The sequence below is a fragment of the Kistimonas scapharcae genome, from assembly GCF_039540975.1.
In the GTDB taxonomy this organism is placed as follows: Bacteria; Pseudomonadota; Gammaproteobacteria; order Pseudomonadales; family Endozoicomonadaceae; genus Kistimonas; species Kistimonas scapharcae.
Genome location: NZ_BAABFL010000422.1, coordinates 1 through 18,808 on the forward strand (window position 1 = coordinate 1; position 18,808 = coordinate 18,808).

Annotated in this window: 31 protein-coding genes; 29 read left to right on the plus strand and 2 right to left on the minus strand. The window is 58.8% G+C overall.

Annotated features, from left to right (window positions below):
- Positions 1–389: 389 nt before the first annotated feature.
- Positions 390–791, minus strand: coding sequence for a helix-turn-helix domain-containing protein (locus tag ABD892_RS16630; protein ID WP_345197053.1), 402 nt, complete (start codon positions 789–791; stop codon positions 390–392).
- A gap of 112 nt (positions 792–903) precedes the next feature.
- Here ABD892_RS16630 and ABD892_RS16635 point away from each other — a divergent pair, with 112 nt between their 5' ends.
- From ABD892_RS16635 to ABD892_RS16705, 15 genes are all read left to right on the plus strand, one after another.
- Positions 904–1,119, plus strand: a complete 216-nt coding sequence (locus tag ABD892_RS16635; RefSeq protein ID WP_345197054.1) for a hypothetical protein — start codon at positions 904–906, stop codon at positions 1,117–1,119.
- A 10-nt stretch (positions 1,120–1,129) separates the two neighbouring features.
- On the plus strand, positions 1,130–3,355 hold the full coding sequence (locus ABD892_RS16640) for a DDE-type integrase/transposase/recombinase (protein ID WP_345197055.1): 2,226 nt from the start codon (positions 1,130–1,132) through the stop codon (positions 3,353–3,355).
- A 38-nt stretch (positions 3,356–3,393) separates the two neighbouring features.
- Positions 3,394–4,116 (plus strand): AAA family ATPase, encoded by a 723-nt coding sequence (locus ABD892_RS16645; protein WP_345197056.1) that lies wholly within the window; start codon positions 3,394–3,396, stop codon positions 4,114–4,116.
- 63 nt (positions 4,117–4,179) lie between these two features.
- Positions 4,180–4,794: a hypothetical protein gene (locus tag ABD892_RS16650; protein ID WP_345197057.1), complete on the plus strand. Its 615-nt coding sequence runs from the start codon at positions 4,180–4,182 to the stop codon at positions 4,792–4,794.
- Between the two features lie 28 nt (positions 4,795–4,822).
- A complete protein-coding gene (locus ABD892_RS16655) occupies positions 4,823–5,206 on the plus strand; it encodes a hypothetical protein (protein WP_345197058.1) in 384 nt (127 codons plus the stop codon).
- Positions 5,206–5,502: a hypothetical protein gene (locus tag ABD892_RS16660; RefSeq protein WP_345197059.1), complete on the plus strand. Its 297-nt coding sequence runs from the start codon at positions 5,206–5,208 to the stop codon at positions 5,500–5,502. Before ABD892_RS16655 ends, ABD892_RS16660 begins: the two co-directional genes overlap by 1 nt.
- Positions 5,502–5,777 carry a hypothetical protein gene (locus tag ABD892_RS16665; protein WP_345197060.1) on the plus strand — a complete coding sequence of 92 codons (276 nt, stop codon included), beginning with the start codon at positions 5,502–5,504 and terminating at the stop codon, positions 5,775–5,777. Before ABD892_RS16660 ends, ABD892_RS16665 begins: the two co-directional genes overlap by 1 nt.
- Complete coding sequence (locus ABD892_RS16670; RefSeq protein ID WP_345197061.1) at positions 5,774–6,022, plus strand: hypothetical protein; 249 nt, start codon at positions 5,774–5,776, stop codon at positions 6,020–6,022. The genes ABD892_RS16665 and ABD892_RS16670 overlap by 4 nt, the downstream gene beginning before the upstream one ends.
- Positions 6,023–6,039: 17 nt before the next feature.
- Positions 6,040–6,567 carry a host-nuclease inhibitor Gam family protein gene (locus ABD892_RS16675; protein ID WP_345197062.1) on the plus strand — a complete coding sequence of 176 codons (528 nt, stop codon included), beginning with the start codon at positions 6,040–6,042 and terminating at the stop codon, positions 6,565–6,567.
- 71 nt (positions 6,568–6,638) lie between these two features.
- The gene (locus tag ABD892_RS16680; RefSeq protein ID WP_345197063.1) at positions 6,639–6,968 is read left to right on the plus strand and encodes a hypothetical protein; all 330 of its coding nucleotides are present in this window, start codon (positions 6,639–6,641) and stop codon (positions 6,966–6,968) included.
- Positions 6,968–7,234, plus strand: coding sequence for a hypothetical protein (locus ABD892_RS16685; RefSeq protein WP_345197064.1), 267 nt, complete (start codon positions 6,968–6,970; stop codon positions 7,232–7,234). Before ABD892_RS16680 ends, ABD892_RS16685 begins: the two co-directional genes overlap by 1 nt.
- A complete protein-coding gene (locus tag ABD892_RS16690; protein WP_345197066.1) occupies positions 7,225–7,677 on the plus strand; it encodes a hypothetical protein in 453 nt (150 codons plus the stop codon). Before ABD892_RS16685 ends, ABD892_RS16690 begins: the two co-directional genes overlap by 10 nt.
- Positions 7,674–8,099, plus strand: a complete 426-nt coding sequence (locus tag ABD892_RS16695; RefSeq protein ID WP_345197067.1) for a hypothetical protein — start codon at positions 7,674–7,676, stop codon at positions 8,097–8,099. The genes ABD892_RS16690 and ABD892_RS16695 overlap by 4 nt, the downstream gene beginning before the upstream one ends.
- On the plus strand, positions 8,093–8,521 hold the full coding sequence (locus ABD892_RS16700; protein WP_345197068.1) for a hypothetical protein: 429 nt from the start codon (positions 8,093–8,095) through the stop codon (positions 8,519–8,521). The genes ABD892_RS16695 and ABD892_RS16700 overlap by 7 nt, the downstream gene beginning before the upstream one ends.
- Positions 8,518–8,982, plus strand: coding sequence for a gp16 family protein (locus tag ABD892_RS16705; RefSeq protein WP_345197070.1), 465 nt, complete (start codon positions 8,518–8,520; stop codon positions 8,980–8,982). Before ABD892_RS16700 ends, ABD892_RS16705 begins: the two co-directional genes overlap by 4 nt.
- A gap of 45 nt (positions 8,983–9,027) precedes the next feature.
- On the opposite strand, the gene ABD892_RS16710 is transcribed toward ABD892_RS16705, so the two are convergent.
- A complete protein-coding gene (locus tag ABD892_RS16710) occupies positions 9,028–9,846 on the minus strand; it encodes a hypothetical protein (protein WP_345197071.1) in 819 nt (272 codons plus the stop codon).
- Positions 9,847–10,033: 187 nt separating this feature from the next.
- On the opposite strand from ABD892_RS16710, the gene ABD892_RS16715 reads away from it, so the two are divergent.
- The 14 genes from ABD892_RS16715 (at position 10,034) to ABD892_RS16780 (ending at position 18,644) form a co-directional block, all read left to right on the plus strand.
- A complete protein-coding gene (locus ABD892_RS16715; RefSeq protein WP_345197072.1) occupies positions 10,034–10,444 on the plus strand; it encodes a Mor transcription activator family protein in 411 nt (136 codons plus the stop codon).
- A gap of 82 nt (positions 10,445–10,526) precedes the next feature.
- The gene (locus ABD892_RS16720) at positions 10,527–11,057 is read left to right on the plus strand and encodes a glycoside hydrolase family 108 protein (protein WP_345197073.1); all 531 of its coding nucleotides are present in this window, start codon (positions 10,527–10,529) and stop codon (positions 11,055–11,057) included.
- Positions 11,058–11,060: 3 nt separating this feature from the next.
- The gene (locus ABD892_RS16725) at positions 11,061–11,396 is read left to right on the plus strand and encodes a hypothetical protein (RefSeq protein ID WP_345197075.1); all 336 of its coding nucleotides are present in this window, start codon (positions 11,061–11,063) and stop codon (positions 11,394–11,396) included.
- Complete coding sequence (locus ABD892_RS16730; RefSeq protein ID WP_345197076.1) at positions 11,396–11,629, plus strand: TraR/DksA C4-type zinc finger protein; 234 nt, start codon at positions 11,396–11,398, stop codon at positions 11,627–11,629. Before ABD892_RS16725 ends, ABD892_RS16730 begins: the two co-directional genes overlap by 1 nt.
- Complete coding sequence (locus tag ABD892_RS16735) at positions 11,622–11,945, plus strand: DUF2730 family protein (protein WP_345197078.1); 324 nt, start codon at positions 11,622–11,624, stop codon at positions 11,943–11,945. Before ABD892_RS16730 ends, ABD892_RS16735 begins: the two co-directional genes overlap by 8 nt.
- A complete protein-coding gene (locus tag ABD892_RS16740; protein ID WP_345197079.1) occupies positions 11,942–12,235 on the plus strand; it encodes a VpaChn25_0724 family phage protein in 294 nt (97 codons plus the stop codon). Before ABD892_RS16735 ends, ABD892_RS16740 begins: the two co-directional genes overlap by 4 nt.
- A complete protein-coding gene (locus tag ABD892_RS16745; RefSeq protein WP_345197081.1) occupies positions 12,235–12,450 on the plus strand; it encodes a hypothetical protein in 216 nt (71 codons plus the stop codon). Before ABD892_RS16740 ends, ABD892_RS16745 begins: the two co-directional genes overlap by 1 nt.
- Positions 12,450–13,037 carry a DUF3486 family protein gene (locus ABD892_RS16750; protein WP_345197082.1) on the plus strand — a complete coding sequence of 196 codons (588 nt, stop codon included), beginning with the start codon at positions 12,450–12,452 and terminating at the stop codon, positions 13,035–13,037. The genes ABD892_RS16745 and ABD892_RS16750 overlap by 1 nt, the downstream gene beginning before the upstream one ends.
- Positions 13,038–13,047: 10 nt before the next feature.
- Entirely contained in the window at positions 13,048–13,293 is a 246-nt protein-coding gene (locus tag ABD892_RS16755) for a Gp49 family protein (RefSeq protein WP_345197083.1), read from the plus strand.
- Positions 13,253–14,806, plus strand: coding sequence for a hypothetical protein (locus tag ABD892_RS16760; protein WP_345197085.1), 1,554 nt, complete (start codon positions 13,253–13,255; stop codon positions 14,804–14,806). The genes ABD892_RS16755 and ABD892_RS16760 overlap by 41 nt, the downstream gene beginning before the upstream one ends.
- Positions 14,803–16,353, plus strand: a complete 1,551-nt coding sequence (locus ABD892_RS16765; RefSeq protein ID WP_345197086.1) for a DUF935 domain-containing protein — start codon at positions 14,803–14,805, stop codon at positions 16,351–16,353. The genes ABD892_RS16760 and ABD892_RS16765 overlap by 4 nt, the downstream gene beginning before the upstream one ends.
- On the plus strand, positions 16,346–16,585 hold the full coding sequence (locus tag ABD892_RS16770; RefSeq protein WP_345197087.1) for a hypothetical protein: 240 nt from the start codon (positions 16,346–16,348) through the stop codon (positions 16,583–16,585). The genes ABD892_RS16765 and ABD892_RS16770 overlap by 8 nt, the downstream gene beginning before the upstream one ends.
- The gene (locus ABD892_RS16775) at positions 16,585–17,364 is read left to right on the plus strand and encodes a phage head morphogenesis protein (RefSeq protein ID WP_345197088.1); all 780 of its coding nucleotides are present in this window, start codon (positions 16,585–16,587) and stop codon (positions 17,362–17,364) included. Before ABD892_RS16770 ends, ABD892_RS16775 begins: the two co-directional genes overlap by 1 nt.
- Before the next feature lie 209 nt (positions 17,365–17,573).
- The gene (locus ABD892_RS16780) at positions 17,574–18,644 is read left to right on the plus strand and encodes a nucleoid-associated protein (protein ID WP_345197089.1); all 1,071 of its coding nucleotides are present in this window, start codon (positions 17,574–17,576) and stop codon (positions 18,642–18,644) included.
- Positions 18,645–18,808 lie beyond the last annotated feature (164 nt).

Consider the following 18,808-nt stretch of genomic DNA (forward strand, 5'->3'; position numbering starts at 1 on the left):
AATCAGGCTCGCCAATACGTAAGGTGACGGGGGTGTTCAAGTAGACCAGAATCGGTGTTCAAGTAAACCAGAATATGCAATGAGACAGGTCAAGCCTCGAATGTGCTGATAAGGCACTACCAGCACACTCGCCACACCAATCCTTCCAATCGCCTGCAAAGCCCTTTAAACAGCGACTTAACGCACGATTAAACGGTCAACATAAACAACAACTACTGTATAACAAGATGGACAGGATGATATGAAATGGGATTAAGTGTCACACTTTACGTAACCGTATGATTGCATTGAAAAAAAGTAATCAAAAAACAATGACACTGTCCAACATGTAGGATTGACCGGGTGGGTATCTGAACCTGGACACAGTGATACCTGACAGCTGTCCAGGTTTAAGAGATCTTCTTGGACAGTTCCATTAACCGACTTTCGAGTTCCTCAATCCTCTTGGCCTGCTGATTTGCACTGTACATGCTCTCAATGCGAGACAAAATCTCTCTTCTGTTTTCTTCAGAAAGTTGCTCAATCATATCCAGCAGGCGCATCTCCTGCTGATCGAGCGCTGTTGTCATTTTCCCCCTGTGTTTAGGTTCCTTTCCTGTCAGTAGCCAGTCCATGGTTACGCCTTCTTGCTCCGAAACGATTTCACAATATGCGTAAGGTTTCGATCCGCGGGTTTTCCAGCTGCTGATCGCATTGCTGCGGGATAAACCCAGGTATTTGGCGAGTTCTACGTCACTGTTGACGCCGCATGCCTGCCGCATCCGCTCAATGATCTCTTCTACAGAATCCATAAATTACTCAATATGCGTAATTTGTTGTTGACGGTTTCGCAAAGTGCGTATATTGTGAAAAAAGGTTTCACAAACTGAGAAAACACTACCACAAACCACATGAGGATTCTCTATGAGTGAGCGACAGGCGCCAAGCATCAAGGCGTCGCTGTATGAGATGGGAATCACGTACAGCGACGTGGCAACCGAGGTCGGCGTAGCTGCCAGGACGGTGACCTATGCGATCAAGAAATGGGAGGGGGTACGCGGTAATCCGAAAGGAAAAACCCGCCAGGTACTGAAGGCAATTGAGCGTCATATAGGGCGCGCCGTTTACGAAGAAAAGTGAGGGGAAAGGCATGTCAGGAACAGAATGGTTCACAGCCAAGGAACTTGCAGGCCTACCTGGTCTGGACGGCGTTGCACGTTCTGTGACAAGGCGTGCAATCCGTGAGTCCTGGCAGTCACGCCCCCGCAAGGCGCGTGGCGGTGGACGTGAATACCACATTGACAGTCTCCCGGCTGATACGCGGCGGGCTCTAAGGATCAGCCAGGCCAAGAAAGCAAAAACGTCACCACCAAATATTGTGGTTGATCGTCAAGGACTGCCATCAGAAGCAAAGGAGAGTGCTTTCGATGGAGAAGCTGATCTCAAGGCCCTGTCTTTGTTGGCTGGGGCTGCCAGGGAACGCCAGGCAGACCGCGCCGCGATACTCATGGCCCTTGCGGACGAAGAGAAGCAGCACAGCAGGAAAAAAGATGCCATCAAGTCGCTGGTCGACAGCTACAACCGCCGCGACATTGAGCCACGCAATGGCATTCATCGGCGAATCAAACAGGTAAACCGCTCGACACTGCTGCGGTGGCGCAAGAGTGTGGCGGAGCAGGGGTGGGCATCACTGGCTGGTAACTACCGTCCGGCTAAAGCAGGTACGGGTTACTTTGACCGGTATCCCCTGGCTGCCGACCTGCTGCTGGCGCTGCTGCGGGAGTACGCCCACACCAAGCTGTCAGTCCTGCACAAGGCGCTGCTGGAAGCCCTCAAGGGGACGGATATTCAGGAACGCCCCGGCAGAACGGCCACGGGTCGCTATATCAACCAGTGGAAGGCGCGCAATCCCAAGTTGTTCCTGCTGCTGACTAACCGGGACGGCTACAAGAACAAGTACCAGGCGGCGGTGGGTTCGCGCAGTGAACATGTCCTGCGGCTCAACCAGGAGTGGGAATTGGACTCAACCCCGGCAGACGTGATGTTCACGGATGGTCGTTTCAGCCTGATCGGTGTCATCGACATCTATACCCGCCGGGTGCGGCTGGAAGTGCGGCCCAGTTCTACCGCGGCAGGGATAGCCCGTGTACTGCGCAAGGCGATCCTGGACTGGGGCGTGCCGGAGACCTGTCGTACCGACCAGGGTAACGACTACATGAGCAACCTTGTGCGACAGGCGCTGAAATCCCTGTCCATCGACCAGGTGTTGTGTACGCCGTATTCCGGCGAGGAGAAACCGCACATCGAGCGCTTCTTCAAGACTTTCTCCCACGACCTGGTGGAGCTGTTGCCGGGCTTTATCGGGCACAACGTGGCGGAGCGAAAGGCACTGGAATCCTGCAAGACGTTTGCCGAGCGTTTGATGCTCAAGGACGAGGTGATCCAGTCCAGCATGTCCTCCCAGGAGTTCCAGGGCTGGGCGGATGACTGGCTGGAAAATTACTACCACGACGTGCCCCACAGCAGTCTCGCTGGCAAGTCACCGAACCAGATGACGCGGGAATGGCAGGGGAATGTACGACGGATTGAAGACGAGCGGGCGTTGGATCTGCTGCTGTCACCGCTGACTGCCAGAAAGGTGTTGAAGAAGGGGATCAAGCATAACGGCCGCTGGTTCGATGCGCCGGAGCTGTTCGCCCTGATGACGCCGAATGTGCAGATACGCGAGGACGAAAGCGACCTCGGGATCCTTTACGTGTTCGACCAGGACGGCGGTTTCCTCTGTACGGCGGTGGACCGTGACCTGCTGGGCCTGTCCCGACAGGAAGCAGCGACCGAGACGCGGCAGCGTCAGAAGGCGGCAGAGCGCGAAGCACTGGAAGCGGCCAAGGAAGTCCGCAAGCGGCACAAGACTGACGTGCGCAGTGTGGCACTGGATATGGTGCGCCGACGGGAGCGGGGCAACGTGGCGGACTTCCCGCGCCCGGCGGAGAACCACAGCAACAGCCATATCAGTGGCGCCAGTGCAGCCATGGACGCCCGTGAAAACATCGGTAAGCCCGACACCCGCGTCAACGACGTACCCGACTACATGCGCCCCGGCGCCGGTCATATCGAGCAGTTGGTGCGCGAGAAGGATAACCCGCTGGAAGAGACCATGTATGACCGCATGCGTCGCTGGATCCTGCTGGAAGAACGGGTGCAGGCCGACCAGCCGCTGGCGGACACGGATCAGGCCTGGAAAAACCGGTTCGAAACCAGCTCCGAGTACCGGGGCATGAAGATGATCTACGACATCGACGGGCGCAAGGCGTTTTTCGTCGAGCAGCGTGAGCAAGACAAGTCGGCAGCCAGGGATAAGGCAGCCGGTAACTAGCAGTCTGGAGTGACGCGACACCATTAAGGAAGGAAACCATGAACCACAAGATAGTGCTCGTCAAAAACATCATGCGACTGTCGGCTGCGGCGGACGCCCTGATCAACCGGCCTACCGAGATGGACGGCATGGGGCTGATCTGGGGCCCAACCGGCTACGGCAAGACGACAGCCGCCTGCTGGTTGATCAACCGGGTGGACGGTTATTACCTGCGCGCCCGCAGTACCTGGTCGCCTACCACCATGCTGCACCAGCTCTGTAAGGAACTGCTGCTGGAACCCCGGGGCAACCGGGACTCCCTGGTGGACATGGTGGTGCGTCAGCTGCTTGAGACCGGCCGGCCGCTGTTCATCGACGAGGCGGACTACCTGCTGGATAACAAGCGCCACCGGGACGAGATGCTGAACGTGCTGCGGGACATCCATGACCTCAGCCGGGCCCCCATCATCCTGATCGGGATGCGCGAGATTGAGGTCAAGATTCGCCGCATGGATCAGCTTGATGGCCGCATCACCCAGCGGGTGGTGTTCGAGCCCACCGATTACGAAGACACCCGCCGCCTGGCGGATGAGACCTGCGACATCACCGTGGCGGATGACCTGCTGCGCACCCTGCACCAGCAGTCCGGGGGATCGGTGCGACTGCTCAAGGCGGGACTCTACCAGGTGGAGCTGTTCGGCAAGGCCAGGAACCTGGAGCGGGTCAGCCTGGCGGAATGGGGGAACGAGGCTTTCCGGATCGGGCGCGCCCCGCGCGCCTGATGGCAATAGCAAAAAAGGAGATGTAAGGGGGAGGGGAAACAGTGAAAACAACGAGGACCATCTATGGGAGAGAAACGCTATTTCCAGAAGACGCACCAGTCTGCCGGGGATCCGGCAGCCGTGCAGATCTGGCGCTGTATCAGGGAGCTGCGGGTATTCCGGCAACAGGATGTGGTGGACACCGGGGTGGCGACAGGCAAATGGATCAGCCTGCACGTCAACGCCTGGATGGAGGCCGGTTACCTCTGGCGGGAACCCGTGCGTCAGGGCCGCTACTGGCTGGTTCGCGACACCGGGCAGCTCGCGCCGACAGTGGACGTGTCGACCGGGCGGGTATTCGACCCGAACCGCAACGAGGCCATGCCGCCGGTAACGCGGGTCTGGCCCGGTCCGCCCCAGGCGTCGTGCAGCGTCCAGGGCAAGCTCTGGCGCAGCATGCGCATCCTGAGCCAGTTCTGCCGGGGCGATCTGCAGGAAGCCACCGAACTCAAGGCGGAGCCCTGCGACCGTTACCTGAAGGCACTGCTGCGGGCCGGGTATTTCCGGCTCATGGGGGAGAACGCCATGGGGTATCCCGTGTACCTGCTCACCCGCGACACCGGCCCCATGCCGCCCACCGTCCATAACGGCTGGAAGCTGGTCTGGGACCATAACGACGAACTTGTATACGAAATGTGACTCATCACACTCGACCAGGAGAGAAATCATGACAACGCAACAGACCATCCCGCTCGCCGGTGATGGTAACGCCAGGGACCCCTGGGTTGCCGAACTGGAGCGAGTGAGTCAGACCCTGGGCCAGGGACAAGTGGCCAGAAAGCTGGGTTATTCCAGCGGCAGTATCGTCAGCCAGATACTGAAAGGCACCTATAAGGGCCGCATTGATACGTTTAAGGAACGATTTGAAGGCGCCTTCATGGGCCTGTGCGTCGACTGTCCGGCGCTGGGCATGGAGATCCGCCGCGACAAGTGCCTGGCCTACCAGAACATGGCATTTGCCGCCACCAACCCCAACCGCGCGGTGGTTTACCGCACCTGCCGCCACGGCCGCTGCCCTCACTCCCGGGTCGCCGTGCAGGAGGTGCACTGATGAACACCTGCGCCACCATCCAGCGCTCACCCGCTGACCTGCAGAACCAGCATGTCCTGCGCTGCCTCAGCCATGCCCAGCGTGCTGCGGCCCTGCTCAATACCCAGGGCATCAGCATCGAGCAGGTCTCCCTCGGCGGTGCCCGCCCGGTCATCCGGGTGCGCTACTCGCGCCGGTGCGAACAGCTGGGCGAAGCCATCCTGCGGATCCACGGCAACAACGGCCAGCGCTACGCCGAGAACCATGTCGAGTTCGAGCGCTGCACCGTGATCTGGCGAGACGGGAGGTACCAGTGATGACAGCCATCAAGGACAAGGGTGAGCGTTTCACCCGGGCAGAGTGCGACTTCATGGCGGAACACTGGCAGTACCCACGCGCCTGGATTGCGAAAAAGCTGGGCCGCTCGCCGGAGCAGGTGCAGGCCAAGATGACCAGCATGGGCCTGACCCAGGGCCGTCGTGGCCGTCGCCGGGAACTCTATCCGCAACCGGCCATTGTGTCCCCCTGTGCGCAGCTGCTGAGCCAGCGCTGGCAGGGCACGGTCACCATCGACTGGGGGGCCGCGTCATGAGCCTGACCGATGAAGTCCGCCTGCGACAGCGGGACGGCGAAGACCTCAGCCCCAGCAGCCGCGCCAGCGAGCGCGAGGTGATCAGCCAGCAGGTGGCGGCCTTCCTGACGGGCGGCGGCCAGATCCGGCAGATCGAGACGGGCCGAACCCGTCACCAGTGCCGGCAGTGGGGCGCGATGGGCTCCATGGGGCTGAAGCAAGCAGAAAAGCAGGCTGCACGGGCAGCGGCCAAAACCAGACATTAACGGGAGTGAAGACAACCATGGCACGCAAGCCACGTATCAAGACAACATCCCTGCCGGTTCCCACCACCCGGGAGCAGGCGGAACAGCTGCTGCACGACATTGGTCGCCTGCAGCGCCAGGTGGCCACCATTGAAACGGCGATGAATGACCGGTTAAGCGACGTTAAAAGGACGTTTGAAGACCAGGTAAAACCGCTTAACCAGGGCATCGACGAGGCCTTCGAGGGGCTGCGCATCTACTGCGAGGCCAACCGGGACCAGCTGTGCAAGGGCAACAGCAAGACCGTGACCCTTGCCACCGGCAAGGTGTTCTGGCGCAAGACCCCGCCACGGGTCACCGTGCGCGGCATGGACATTGTCCTGGAGACCCTGAAGAAACTGCGGCTCAAGCGGGCGATCCGCACCAAGGAAGAAGTGAACAAAGAGGCGATCCTGCTGGAGCCGGAGAAGTACACGGCCATTCCCGGCATCAACATCACCAGCCGGGAAGAGTTCGGGGTCGAGCCGTTCGAAAGCGAGATCGAGAAGGCGGTGACGGTCAAGTAGGCCGTCCGGTTACCAGACAACAGGGGCCGGACATCGGCCCCTTGCCAGAACAAATGATTAAGGAAAAAGCCATGAACCATAACACTCTGATCAACCGCCTGACCGACGCCGTAACCGCCGCCCTGGAACTGGACAGCAGCGCTGCCGAGGCCCTGCACCGGAGCAAGGTCAGTCTGGCGCTGGCCGCCACCCTGAAAGAGGCGGAGCCCTTCGAGGTGGCCATGCTGGCGGTGGACAGCCTCCACGCCATGGGCATGAGCGGTCTGCCGATCGCGGTACAGGCTGAGGGTGATGAGCCCGTCGGGCTGGTCTTTGTCCATCGCGGCGAAGATACCGGCCACTACGTGGAGGCGATCCGCTGCACCGAGCAGATGCTGGATGCTGAAGAGGAGGTGGCGTGATGGCGGCGAACACCGAAACCGCGAACGTGATCAGCTTGCCGGGCATGGACGCACCCCAATCAGCTGCCCCCGATCCGGCGGCGCTGGCGGCCTGGATCAGCCTGCATGAGCAGCTGGCCCTGTTGCTGGATATCGGCGCCCGCATGGCGCAGGAGCTGCAGGATGTCTGCGACGACGGCGAGTTCAACGGCCAGCCGCTGCCATCCGTCCGGTGCCTGGTCGAAGAATGGGAGACCGCTTACGGGGAGGTGTCATTATGCAACTGACCTGTCCCTGCTGCCACGCCCGCTTCCCGGTGGAGTCTGCCACGGAAGACGACGCTGCCCGTGCGTTCTTCGGGGTGCTGGCGCGCACTCCGGCGCTGTACGGTGCCATGGTCGCCTATCTCGGCCTGTTCCGTTCCCAGTCCCGGGCGCTGGGTTGGGGCCGGGCCTACAAGCTGGCGCAGGAAGTGATCGCACTGGGCACCGGGCAGGCCATGGTGCAGGCACTGGCGGAGACCGTCGAGAGCCTGCGGGAGAAACAGCAGCAGCCTGGCTGGAAGCCTTTGTCCGGTCACAACTACCTCAAGAAGGTGCTGGACAGTGTCGAGGCCCGCGGCATTCAGCCGGAGCGGCTGCCCCAGGAGGCCCCGGTGCGCACCCTCAAGACCCAGACCGGCCAGGCGCTGGCCCGGCTGCAGGCACTGAAGACGGGAGGCCAGCCATGAAGCAGAAAACGCCGGAGGGCTGGTTCCAGGATCTGGTGGTCGATGGCGTGCAGGGGCTGATCGTGCTGAGCCTGCCGCGCACCCCGGCCATGGAGATCATCGACGCCACCGTCCTGCAGTGGGTCGAGGTGCTGTGGGCGGCGCCCGTGGACTGGAGCCACAACCAGGATGCCAAACGGATGCGGGATGCCTTCACCCGTCTGAAGTATTCCGCCACGGAATGGCCGACGCCCCGGCAGTACCTGGAGCTGCTGGGCAACCGTAACACCAACCCGCTGCGGCTGCCGAAGCATCGCACCGAGGACGAGATCCGCGTCGGCCAGCAGCAGCTGTCCCGGCTTAAGGGAATGGTCGGAGGGTTACTAGCAGATGTGCAGGTGGGGCAAAGACAAGTAACGGCACGGGGGAAGCAATCATGCTGAGCAAGGAACAGAAAGAACGATTGACCGGTGAGCTGACAGGGCTGTTTTCGGTGGTCAAGCTCCGTCTGGATGGGCACGAGATTACGATCAACCGGGTACGGATTGCCGAGAATAAAACAGCCTTGGGTGTCTACATCGACGGTGAAATCAAGGGCGAGGATATTGGCCCGCTGACTGATGAGACTCGCGCTATCTGCAGAAAGGTTTGGCGGCATCGTCAGCGATCACTCTACAAGCCTGGTTCAGTAGCCAAGCTGGTCAAGGAAGTTGGCAAGCGTCGTGCGCGGAAAATCGCGCCGGATCTGGATAAGAAAATCACTCTGATTGATCCGACCTTCAATACAGCGGGTTCCCTGGTACGGCAGTTTTCCCGGCTGGAAGGCCTGGAAGTGGTTGCCATTGGTGTGGAGCAGGAAGCATGAGCGCCGTGAAGGATCCAAGAAAGCGCCGGATCGCCCGCATCCATATTGCCCGGCAGCAGCTGGGCATGGATGAGGAGGATTACAGGAAGATGCTCCAGCAGGTAACCGGCAAGGACAGCTGTGGCCAGATGCGGTTGTTCGAGCTGATCAAGGTGGAGAGTCACCTGAAGACGCTGGGCTGGAAGCCTCGTCCGAAACAAGCCGGGAAGCGCATGAGTCCGCCGTCGAAGGGACGCCCGGTAGACAAGCTGCGTGCGCTCTGGATCGAAATGGCCAGCAACGGCCTGCTGAGGGACGGTTCCGAGAACGCCCTGGAAGCCTGGGTGCGACGACAGACTCGGATCATCAACGGCGGCCAGGGCATCGACAAGGTGGACTGGCTGGAGAATGACCCGGCGTTATGCACCCAGGTGCTGGAGAGCCTCAAGAAGTGGCGCAGGAGGGGGCAGAAAGTTAAATAGTGAGAACAGGGTCAGGTGTAAATGTTTTACACCTGACTAGCGTCCTTAAATCATACCTGGCATACCAACGATACAGCTACCTACACGACTCGCATCACCAGTCACATCGAACCCCAAATGACTGAGAAAAGTGCCGTTGTTACTTATTAATCTTGATGTGATCGTGAAATCCCTTCCGAAGCAAAGGCCTTGCTGGAGATATCCTCCTATAGACCCATAAGTATTATTGCTAACCAACTGATTTAAAACGTGCTGTGGTGCCCTGTACCATGTAATGTCTTTTTCAGTGATGCTATCGCGCTTACTCTTAATGAGACTTTCTATCTCGCTTTTTCTATCGCCTAGCAATAAAACAAAATCATCCTTGCTATCCTCATTGCTGTATGTAGTCATAGACATATCAAAAGAGCCTGAACTGAAATCAGGATAAATGTGACAGATCTTGTATAAGCCAGTAGAAGAACAGAAACCCATGATGGAAAGCTCGCAGGGCGCACTGTCAGGGGTAATTTGAGCCAGCGATTGTATGTAGCTCTTTGAAATCATTTTGGCATAGCTACCTAGATCCTCTATTGAAGGTGGTCGTGAACCCTCAATAGCAACTAGGTTTGGGAATATCGTTGAGAGTACTGCATAGATGTTTAAGCCAACAAGGGAGCTTCCTGCATAAGCAAGGCCTATTTTGGTATCCAACACCGTTCTGCCGAAAAAATTAGACTCATCAGGTGCTTTACATATCAGTGGGACGGCGAATATTTTGGCGCCAGAGTCTATCAGCGTTGTATAGTCGCCAGACCCTCTGGTTATGAGTGAGTCTCCTACTACCCAGACTGATCCATTATTTTCTGCGTTGAACCAACTCACTATTGATGTCATGACGATAAGGTTCCGAAATGGTGCTTATGTGGTATTGGATTGAATAAGACATCTTATGTGGCCTGCAGTGATATTGTTATTTCTCCTTATCCAATACAAAAACCACTATTTGAAACATCTTAAAGCCATTCCTTAAACTAATGCCCTGGGACGGATAAACAGCGCGGGGCATGCCATGAACGATCTCTTCGGCCATGGGGAACTGAACGACGGCAGTCTACTGCAACACCTGGATGACGATCTGATCGAAGAGCGCCGCCACTGGCCCCGTGATCTGGTGGAGATGAGCGATTTTCTGCGCGCCCAGCTGAACCAGGAAGGCGAATCAGATGAACGCACCCTGCTGCTGGCGGACAAGCTGCTGGTCGCGCTGGCGTTTCGCAGTGGTGGCCGTGGCTTCTACCTGCCCAAGGCGGACCGGGTGAAACGCGCCCTGCGGGACAAGCAGTTGTATGAGGCTTTCAACGGCCGTAACATCTACGAGCTGGTGCGCCGCTTCGACCTGTCCGAGGTCAAGGTTTACCAGGTGATCAAGGAACAGCGCGCCCTGCACATGGGCAGGATCCAGCCCTCACTGCTGGATTAATCCCGCTTTAAAGCCCCTTTAAAACACTCCCAAAAACCCTTTAAACCCACCCCCGCATCAGGCCTTCGTACTCTGGAGGCCTATGAAAACACATACCTATCCAGCGACGTTTGAAACTGCACTCCGGTTCACCCTGGAGCGGGAGGGCGGCTATGTAAACGACAGCGCCGACCTGGGCGGCGAGACCAACATGGGGATCAGCAGCGTCTGGCATGAAGGCGAGTCGATCGCAGCCATGACCCATGACCGCGCTAGGCAGATCTACTACCAGAACTACTGGCAACCCTGCCAGTGTGACAGCTTGCCCCTGTCGTTGGCGGTACTCGTTTTTGATACCGCCGTTGTCATGGGGCAGGGCGATGCCGTTCGCTACTTACAACAGTCACTGGGTGTAAGTGCTGACGGCATTATCGGCCCCAAAACCCTCGCCGCCGCCAATGGCATGGCCCCTTCTTCTGTCATTCCCGACTTCCTGAGCCGCCGAGTCCGGCATCACCACCGTATGTGCGTCAACCGTCCAGAGCAGGAGCGCTTTTTCCGGGGCTGGGTCAAGCGCTGCCAGCTGTTGCAACAGTTTGTTTACACGGAGCGGCTAGTGATAGCCACGGAGTAACCCATGCCACTACCTGACTGGATCAACCCCTTCGGCAAGGTCATCGACCTGGCCAGCGAGGCGATCACCGACAAGGACAAGCTCAACGAGCTGAACCATGCCTATGACATGGCGGAATCCGAGCTGAAGAAAATGCTGGAGGAAACCTATCGCCAGGAGCTGGGCACCAAGACCATTCCCTGGGTGGATGCCCTGCACAAGATGGGGCGCCAGCTGTTTGGTTACGCCGGTTACGGCCTGGCCTTTTACATGGTGTCGCAAGGCTATGACCCGATGGCCGCCATGGCCGCGATCGCCCCGGGGGGGATCTACAGCTACGTGAAGGGCAGGGGGAAGTAATGGGGGATCAGTTTGACCAGGCCCAGGCGCTGGATCAGTTACTCAACGACGTGGCCCTGGCTAATCATTTCAGCCGGGTTGAGCGGGTCAGGCCGCTGGTGATTGACGGGGAACTGTGTTGCGTGGCTTGCGAGGAGCCGATCGAACCGGAACGCCTCGGCACGGCCGTGACGCCGGGCCGCTGCATTATCTGCCAGCAACGCCACGAGCGGGAGGTTCGCCGTTATGGATAACCCGACCGATTACGATGCGCTGCGTTTCTGGCTTGATGCGATCCAGTGGCTGGTGCTGGTCTTGCTGGGCGTGTGGGCCTGGGTCGACCGGGGGCGCCAGGGCAACAGGGAGCTGATTGAACAGATGGCCAAGGACAACCAGCAGTTGGCGGCACGGGTCCATGAACTGGAGACGATCCAGGAACGCATGCCCACCCATAAGGACATGGCCCGCGTTGAGCGTGAAGTGTCTGCCCTGACCGAACAAATGACCGCCCATAACAACCTGCTGCAAACCATTCATAACTACCTGCTGAGTGAACGGAGTAAGGCATGAACTACCAGGATGCGTTGAACGAGTGCCAGCGCCTGGTGATCCTGCGCTGTCTGTCAGAGATGACCGGCTACAAGGCTAACGAGTCGATCCTGCAGAACCTGCTGGATTGCTACGGCTACAGCCTGAGCCGCGACCAGGTCAAGACCCACATGGCGTGGCTGGCGGAGCAGGGGCTGATCACCGTGGACACGGTGGCGGACATCCAGGTGGCAACCCTGACCGCGCGTGGTGAGGACTGCGCCGCAGGCCGTGCCCAGGTGCCCGGCGTCAAGCGGCCGAGGGCGAAGTGATGAAACAGGCCCTCAGAAAACTGATCTGTTTTGTGTTCGGTTGTGCCTACCGTGGCGGTCATGGTGAAAGCCTGTGCGTCAAGCAGAAGACCTACGGCGCCAGGCGCTGGCATCACTGCCGGTTTGAACACCGGGTGCGCTGCTCTCGCTGCAGACAGTGGGGGCGCTGGATCCGGCATAAAAACTTTGAGGCATGGCTGAAAAGGCAAAAGTGATGGCAGAGACAAAGCCCGCAGCCAAACGCAAGGGGCATGGCAGAACCCGCCGCAGCCGCATCCAGCAGCTGCCGGAGGACATCAGGGCGTCACTCGATGCCCTGCTGCGTGAAGGGCGCATGTCTCAGGCGGAGATCCTGGAACAGGTCAACGACCTGTGTCGTCAGCATGGCGAGGAACCCCTCAGCCAGTCCAGCCTGAGCCGCTACCAGAAACGGATGGACGACGTGGGTCGCAAGATCCGCGAGTCCCGTGAAGTGGCCGAGGTCTGGGTGGCCAAGCTGGGCTCGGCGCCCACCAGTGACATCGGCAAGCTGGTGCAGGAGATCGTCCGCACCCTGGCCTTTGACCTGGTGATGTCCGCCAGTGAGTCCGAAAAACCCATCGAGCCCAAGGCGCTCAACCAGCTGGCGCTGGCCCTGACCCGTATTGAGCAGGCGGCCATGGCCAGCCACAAGCGGGAACAGGAGATCCGGCAGCTGTTTGCAGAAGAGGCGGCGGCGAAAGCGGAGGAGGTGATGGTCAACCAGGGCATGACCGCCGGCACCATTGCATCCATCAAGAAAGAGATCCTGGGTATCGCGTAAGGAGGCCGACATGGCAACACTGGATTTTGATCACGACCACATCAGACAACTGGTCAGTGACGAGGAATACATCGTCCGGGGCATGACCACCATTTGCATCATCACCCTCACCACGGGCCACAGGCTGGTCGGACAGGGGCACTGCCTGAACCCGAAGCGATACAACGAACAAACGGGCAAGGACACGGCTAGGGCGGATGCCATGAGCCAACTGTATGCAAAAGAGTCTTACCGGCTGCAGTATGGACACCACTGATTCTGTCCTGCTGGGCTACCAGCAGCGCTGGATTGCGGACGAGTCCCAGCTCAAGATCGCGGAGAAGTCCCGCCGGACCGGTATTACCTGGGCGGAAGCCGCCGACGCCACCCTGACCGCCGCTGCTGACAAGAAAGCCGGCGGTCGCAACCATTTCTACATTGGCTCCAACAAGGAGATGGCCCGGGAGTTTATCGAGGCTGTCGCCATGTGGGCCGGTGCCTTCAACAAGGCGGCGCTGGAAGTCCGGGAGGAAATCTTCCAGGACGATGATGAGAAGGAAATCCTGACCTACGTCGTCTACTTCCCGCACTCCGGTTTCAAGGTGCAGGCGCTCAGCTCCAACCCCAAGAACCTGCGGGGTATGCAGGGCAATGTCACCATCGACGAGGCGGCCTTCCATGACCGGCTGGCGGAAGTCCTCAAGGCCGCGCTGGCGCTGACCATGTGGGGCGCGAAGGTGCGCCTGATCAGCACCCACAACGGTGTCGACAACCTGTTCAATGAGCTGATCAACGACAGCCGCGCCGGAAAAAAGCGTTTTGTCGTACACCGCATCACCCTGGACGACGCGCTGGACGATGGCCTCTATAAAAGAATCTGTCAGGTGTCCGGGCAGCCCTGGAGCCAGGAAGCCCAGGACCGGTGGCGGGAGAACCTGCTCAACGACACCGCCACGAAAGAGGACGCCCTGGAGGAATACTTCTGCGTGCCCAAGGCATCGGGCGGCAGCTACCTGACCCGCGTGCTGATCGAGTCCCGCATGGTTGAGGCCCCGGTGCTGCGCTTCGAGGGAACGGAGGCGTTCAACAACTGGGATGAAAGCCAGCGCATTGCTGTCATGCAGGATTGGCTGGAAGAGACGGTTAAACCGCTTTTAGACGCCCTTAATCCTGCCTTAATGCACTGTTTCGGTGAGGACTTTGCCCGCACGGGGGATTTGACCGACATTGTCCCGCTGGAGATTGGTCAGGATCTTAAACGGCGATGTCCGTTTATCGTCGAGCTGAAGAATGTTCCTTTCAAGAACCAGGAGCAGGTGCTTTTTTATATTGTCGATCGCCTGCCCCGGTTCTGCGGCGGCAAGATGGACGCCAGTGGTAATGGCGCCTACCTGGCTGAACAGGCGCGCTATCGCTACGGCTCGGGCATGGTCGAAGAGGTCAAGATGACCCAGGCCTGGTACCTGGAGAATATGCCGCCGTTCAAGGCTGCCTTTGAAGATGACATGATCGCGGTGCCCAGGCATGAGGATGTGCTGTCTGATCTGCGGGCCATCCAGGTCATCCGGGGCGTACCCAAGTTGCCGGATGGAAACACGTCCAGTGGCAAGAACAAACGCCACGGTGATTCGGCCATTGCCCTCTGCATGGCCTGGTCAGCCAGCAAGATGGACACCATCGAATACGCCTACCACCCCGTCCGGGGCCATGATCGCCACAAGGACGATATCAAACCTCGCCAGATCCGCACCGGCCGCGGCCTGCGCGCCAACCGAGGCAGCCTGCTATGAGTGACAACCGGATTATCAACCCGAAGACGGGACGCCCCTTTACCCCGAGCAAGCAGGTGATGACACAACACATCACCCGCGCCCACATGACCGGCGTGCGCCAGCCGTTTCCCGGCTACAGCATCGCCACCGGCCTGACCCCGGAACGCCTGGCGGCGGTGCTGCGCAACGCTATCGAGGGCAGCCTGGAGGATTACCTGATCCTTGCCGAGGAGATGGAGGAACGCGACCTGCACTACGCCAGCCAGCTGCGCACCCGCAAGTTGGCGGTGGCGGGACTGGTGCCCACGGTGGAGTCCGCCAGTGATGACGCCCGGGACGTGGCGCTGGCCGATGAGATCCGCGAGCTGGTGCGCATGCCCCAGTTCTCCGACATGCTGCAGGACCTGCTGGACGGACTGGGCAAGGGCTTCTCGGTGGTCGAGATCCTGTGGGGTACGGACAGCGGGCGCTGGCAGCCGAACGGCTTCCACTGGGCAGACCCGCGATTTTTCTGTTTTGACCGGGAAACCGGCCGGGAGCTGCGCCTCTATGACGCCACCCCCGACGGCGAACGGCTGGCGGATTACAAGTACCTGATCCATACCCCGCGGATCAAGTCCGGCCTGCCGATCCGCAACGGCCTGGCGCGACTGGCGGCCACCATGTACATGCTCAAGGGCTACACCCTTAAGGACTGGTGGAGTTTCGCGGAAGTGTTCGGCATGCCGATCCGGGTAGGCAAGTACGGCCGCAATGCCACCGACGAGGAGATCGCCACGCTGGTCAACGCGGTGGCCAACATTGCCACGGATGCCGGCGCGGCGATCCCGGAGTCCATGCAGCTGGAACTGGTGGAGTCCGCCCGGGGCAGCGGCGGGGAGACCCTGTTCGAGAACATGGCCGACTGGGCCGACCGCCAGATCAGCAAGGGCGTCCTCGGCCAGACCATGACCGCTGACGCCGGCAGCAGCCGCAGCCAGGCGGAAGTACACGATGAAGTCCGCAGGGACATCCTGGTGGACGACGCCCGGCAACTGTGCAACACCCTTAACCGTTCCCTGGTGCGCTGGTACATTGACCTGAACCACGGCCCCCAGAAAAAGTACCCGCGGATCTGCCTGCCGGTGATTGAGGCGGAAGACCTGGCCCGCTGGACCGAGAGCATTGAGCGGATGGTGAAGCTGGGCCTGCGGGTCGAACAGAGTTTTGTCCGTGACAAGCTGGGCGTGCCGGATCCGGACGAGGGGGCGGAGATCCTCGGTGTGCCATCGGCGGCACCGCAGCCTGGCGAAACTACGACTGCACTGAACCGGGAGCAGCCCGCCGATCCGGTGGAGGATGACCTGGCCGAACTCCGTGACGAACTGCTGGCCGACTGGGAACCGGTGATACAGGCGGTTACCGACCCGATCCAGGCGCTGGCGGACAGCTGCGAGAGTTACGAGGAATTTCTCACCCGCCTGCCGGAGTTGCTGGAAGAGGGCGGCATGGACGCCACGGCGCTGATGCAGCGACTGGCGGAGGCGACCTACCTGGCTCGCGCCCACGGTGACGTGGATGACTGACCAGCAGCAGGCCGACGCTATTGTCCGAAACTACCAGGCGCGCAAGCGCAAAGAGCTGGCAGAGATAGCCCGTCGGCGTCGACACACCTGCAGCTATTGTCGGCAGCAAACGACAGGGGGACGGTATTGTTCCCCGGGCTGTGAGGCCGAACATGCCCGCGCCATGGATCAATGGTTCAGGCAGCGGCGGCGAGAGCAGCAGGAGAAAAATCGACGGGAGAGGGCGCGCTGATGGCGGATTTTGTTTTTGGTCAGAAACCACCGAAGGCGGTGACCGACTACCTGGAACGCAAGGGGATCGTGCCGTCGTTCGCCTGGAAGGATGTCTGGCAGGAGGAACACCAGGCGGTGTTTACCGTGGCCAAGGCCATGCAGTACGACATTTTAACGGACATTAAAACGGCCGTTGAAGAGGCCTTAAAAGAGGGCAAGACCTTCCGGGACTTTGCCCGTGACCTGACCCCGGTACTCCAGGACAAGGGATGGTGGGGACAGCAGGAAGTGGTGGATCCGGTCACCGGGGAGATCATGGAGGCGATGCTGGGCAGCCCCCGACGGCTCAGGGTGATCTACGACACCAACCTGCGCACCGCGCGGGCCCATGGCCAGTGGCAGCGGATCGAGCGCACCCGGCGTACCCATCCTTACCTGATCTACGAGACCGGCCCGAGCCTGGAACATCGTACCGAGCACCTGCGCTGGCGCGGTACGCTGCTGCCCTCCGACCATCCCTGGTGGGACACCCACACCCCCCAGAACGGCTGGGGCTGCAAGTGCCGGGTACGCCAGGTCAGCAAGGTGGAGTACGAACGGATCAAGGGCAGGAGCAACACCACCGCGCCCGACATCAAGACGAGCACCTGGCAGGACAAGCGCACCGGCCGCACCGAGGAGGTGCCGGAAGGGATAGACCCCGGCTGGGGTTACAACCCCGGCAAGATGCGGCTGGAGAACCTGGAGCAGATCGCCAGTGAGAAGAAAGCGGCCTGGAAGAGGTTGCACGGGGAGTAAATCGGCGGGTTGGGTCGTATCTCACTGTCAGCGCCTCGGAGCCGTTCTGAGGCGTTTTTATTTTGAGCGTCCGAAGGTTCGGGTAAGTTTCTACCGCGCCTTTCTTGGAGCTTTTAAAGGGCTTTTAAAATGGGTCTTCAAGAGAGTATCGTCAAAGATTATACTCGCGCGTACTAAACAACCATCGCCTGCGACTGTAGGGAGCTCAAATGTCGGCCGTTTTCACAAATATCAACTTATCCAGGATTATACTGCACAACGTCTTTCCTCCGGATGACGAAGGACGCGTGGAGCCTGTGACCAGCCATGAGTTGACCCTTTTGGGTGAAAAGGCATTAGGTAAGCTCGAAGAGCGTTTGACAGCTGTTCTTGGGCGGGGCTCTAAGTGTATTGAGATGGAGATTGTCAATACAACTGCCGATGGCTGTTTTGCAAGGGCGTGCAATATTTTGCGGACAGATAATACTGATTTCATTGAGCAGTCGGCAGGGTTTGCAGAAAAACATACGGATGCTCACACATCCAAAGGTTGGCCTGGTGGTACGCTGGTTGTAATTGACGCTACGGTGGGGCCGCATGCCAAGCATTGCCTGATCATTATTAAAGCGGAAAGGCAAGAAGGTTTTATAGAACGGGCTCAATCTGACAACGTCATGATGGAGTACGTTGAAAACTTACTGCTAACGCCTCAAACGAAATTGTATAAAGTCGGTGTTTTTGTTGAGAAGGAGCAGGTTGGTGAGGCTGAAAATGAGCCAAACCCTGCACGTTTTTCAGCTTACGTGTTTGATAGCAATATCACTCAAAAAGATGAGCGACGGGCTGCCAGTTATTTCTATAGTAACTTTCTTGGGCTACGTGTTCCGCAACAGGCAAAGCATCAGACGCGGAACTTTTTTGAGGCAACCACAAGGTTCATTGATCAGTCAGAGCTAAGCACTGAAGAGAAAGTCGATCTTCATAATGCGCTGTATACCTACATGAAGACTGACCAGAGTAATGTTGTGGAAGTTGGTGGGTTTGCCGCCAGTTATCTCGGTGATGAGCATCGTGATGACTATGAAGCTTATATGCTTGGAGAGGGTATAAGCGAAAACGCTATTGTGAAAGATACATCACTGATCGCGGGGAAACTGAGGCTCAGGAAGCTAAACTTCAGTTCCAATGTGAAAGTATCTGCACCAGCAGATCAGTTTGCTGACTTGATTAATGTCATTGAAGCTGGTGTAGAAAGTACTACCGTCAGGATACAGGGTCGGTTACTGGATCAAATATCATGAATCAACAGGAGTTCTCAGAACGCTATAATGACGATCAGCCCATGTTTTAGGCATGGGGTGATTATGTCAAAAATAGCATTGTGGAACCTTAACTCCCGCTTAACGATCTGAAGAAGTAAGGCTAAATTGAATGAAGAGAGCGTCCCCTGTGCTCTTCAGGCAAA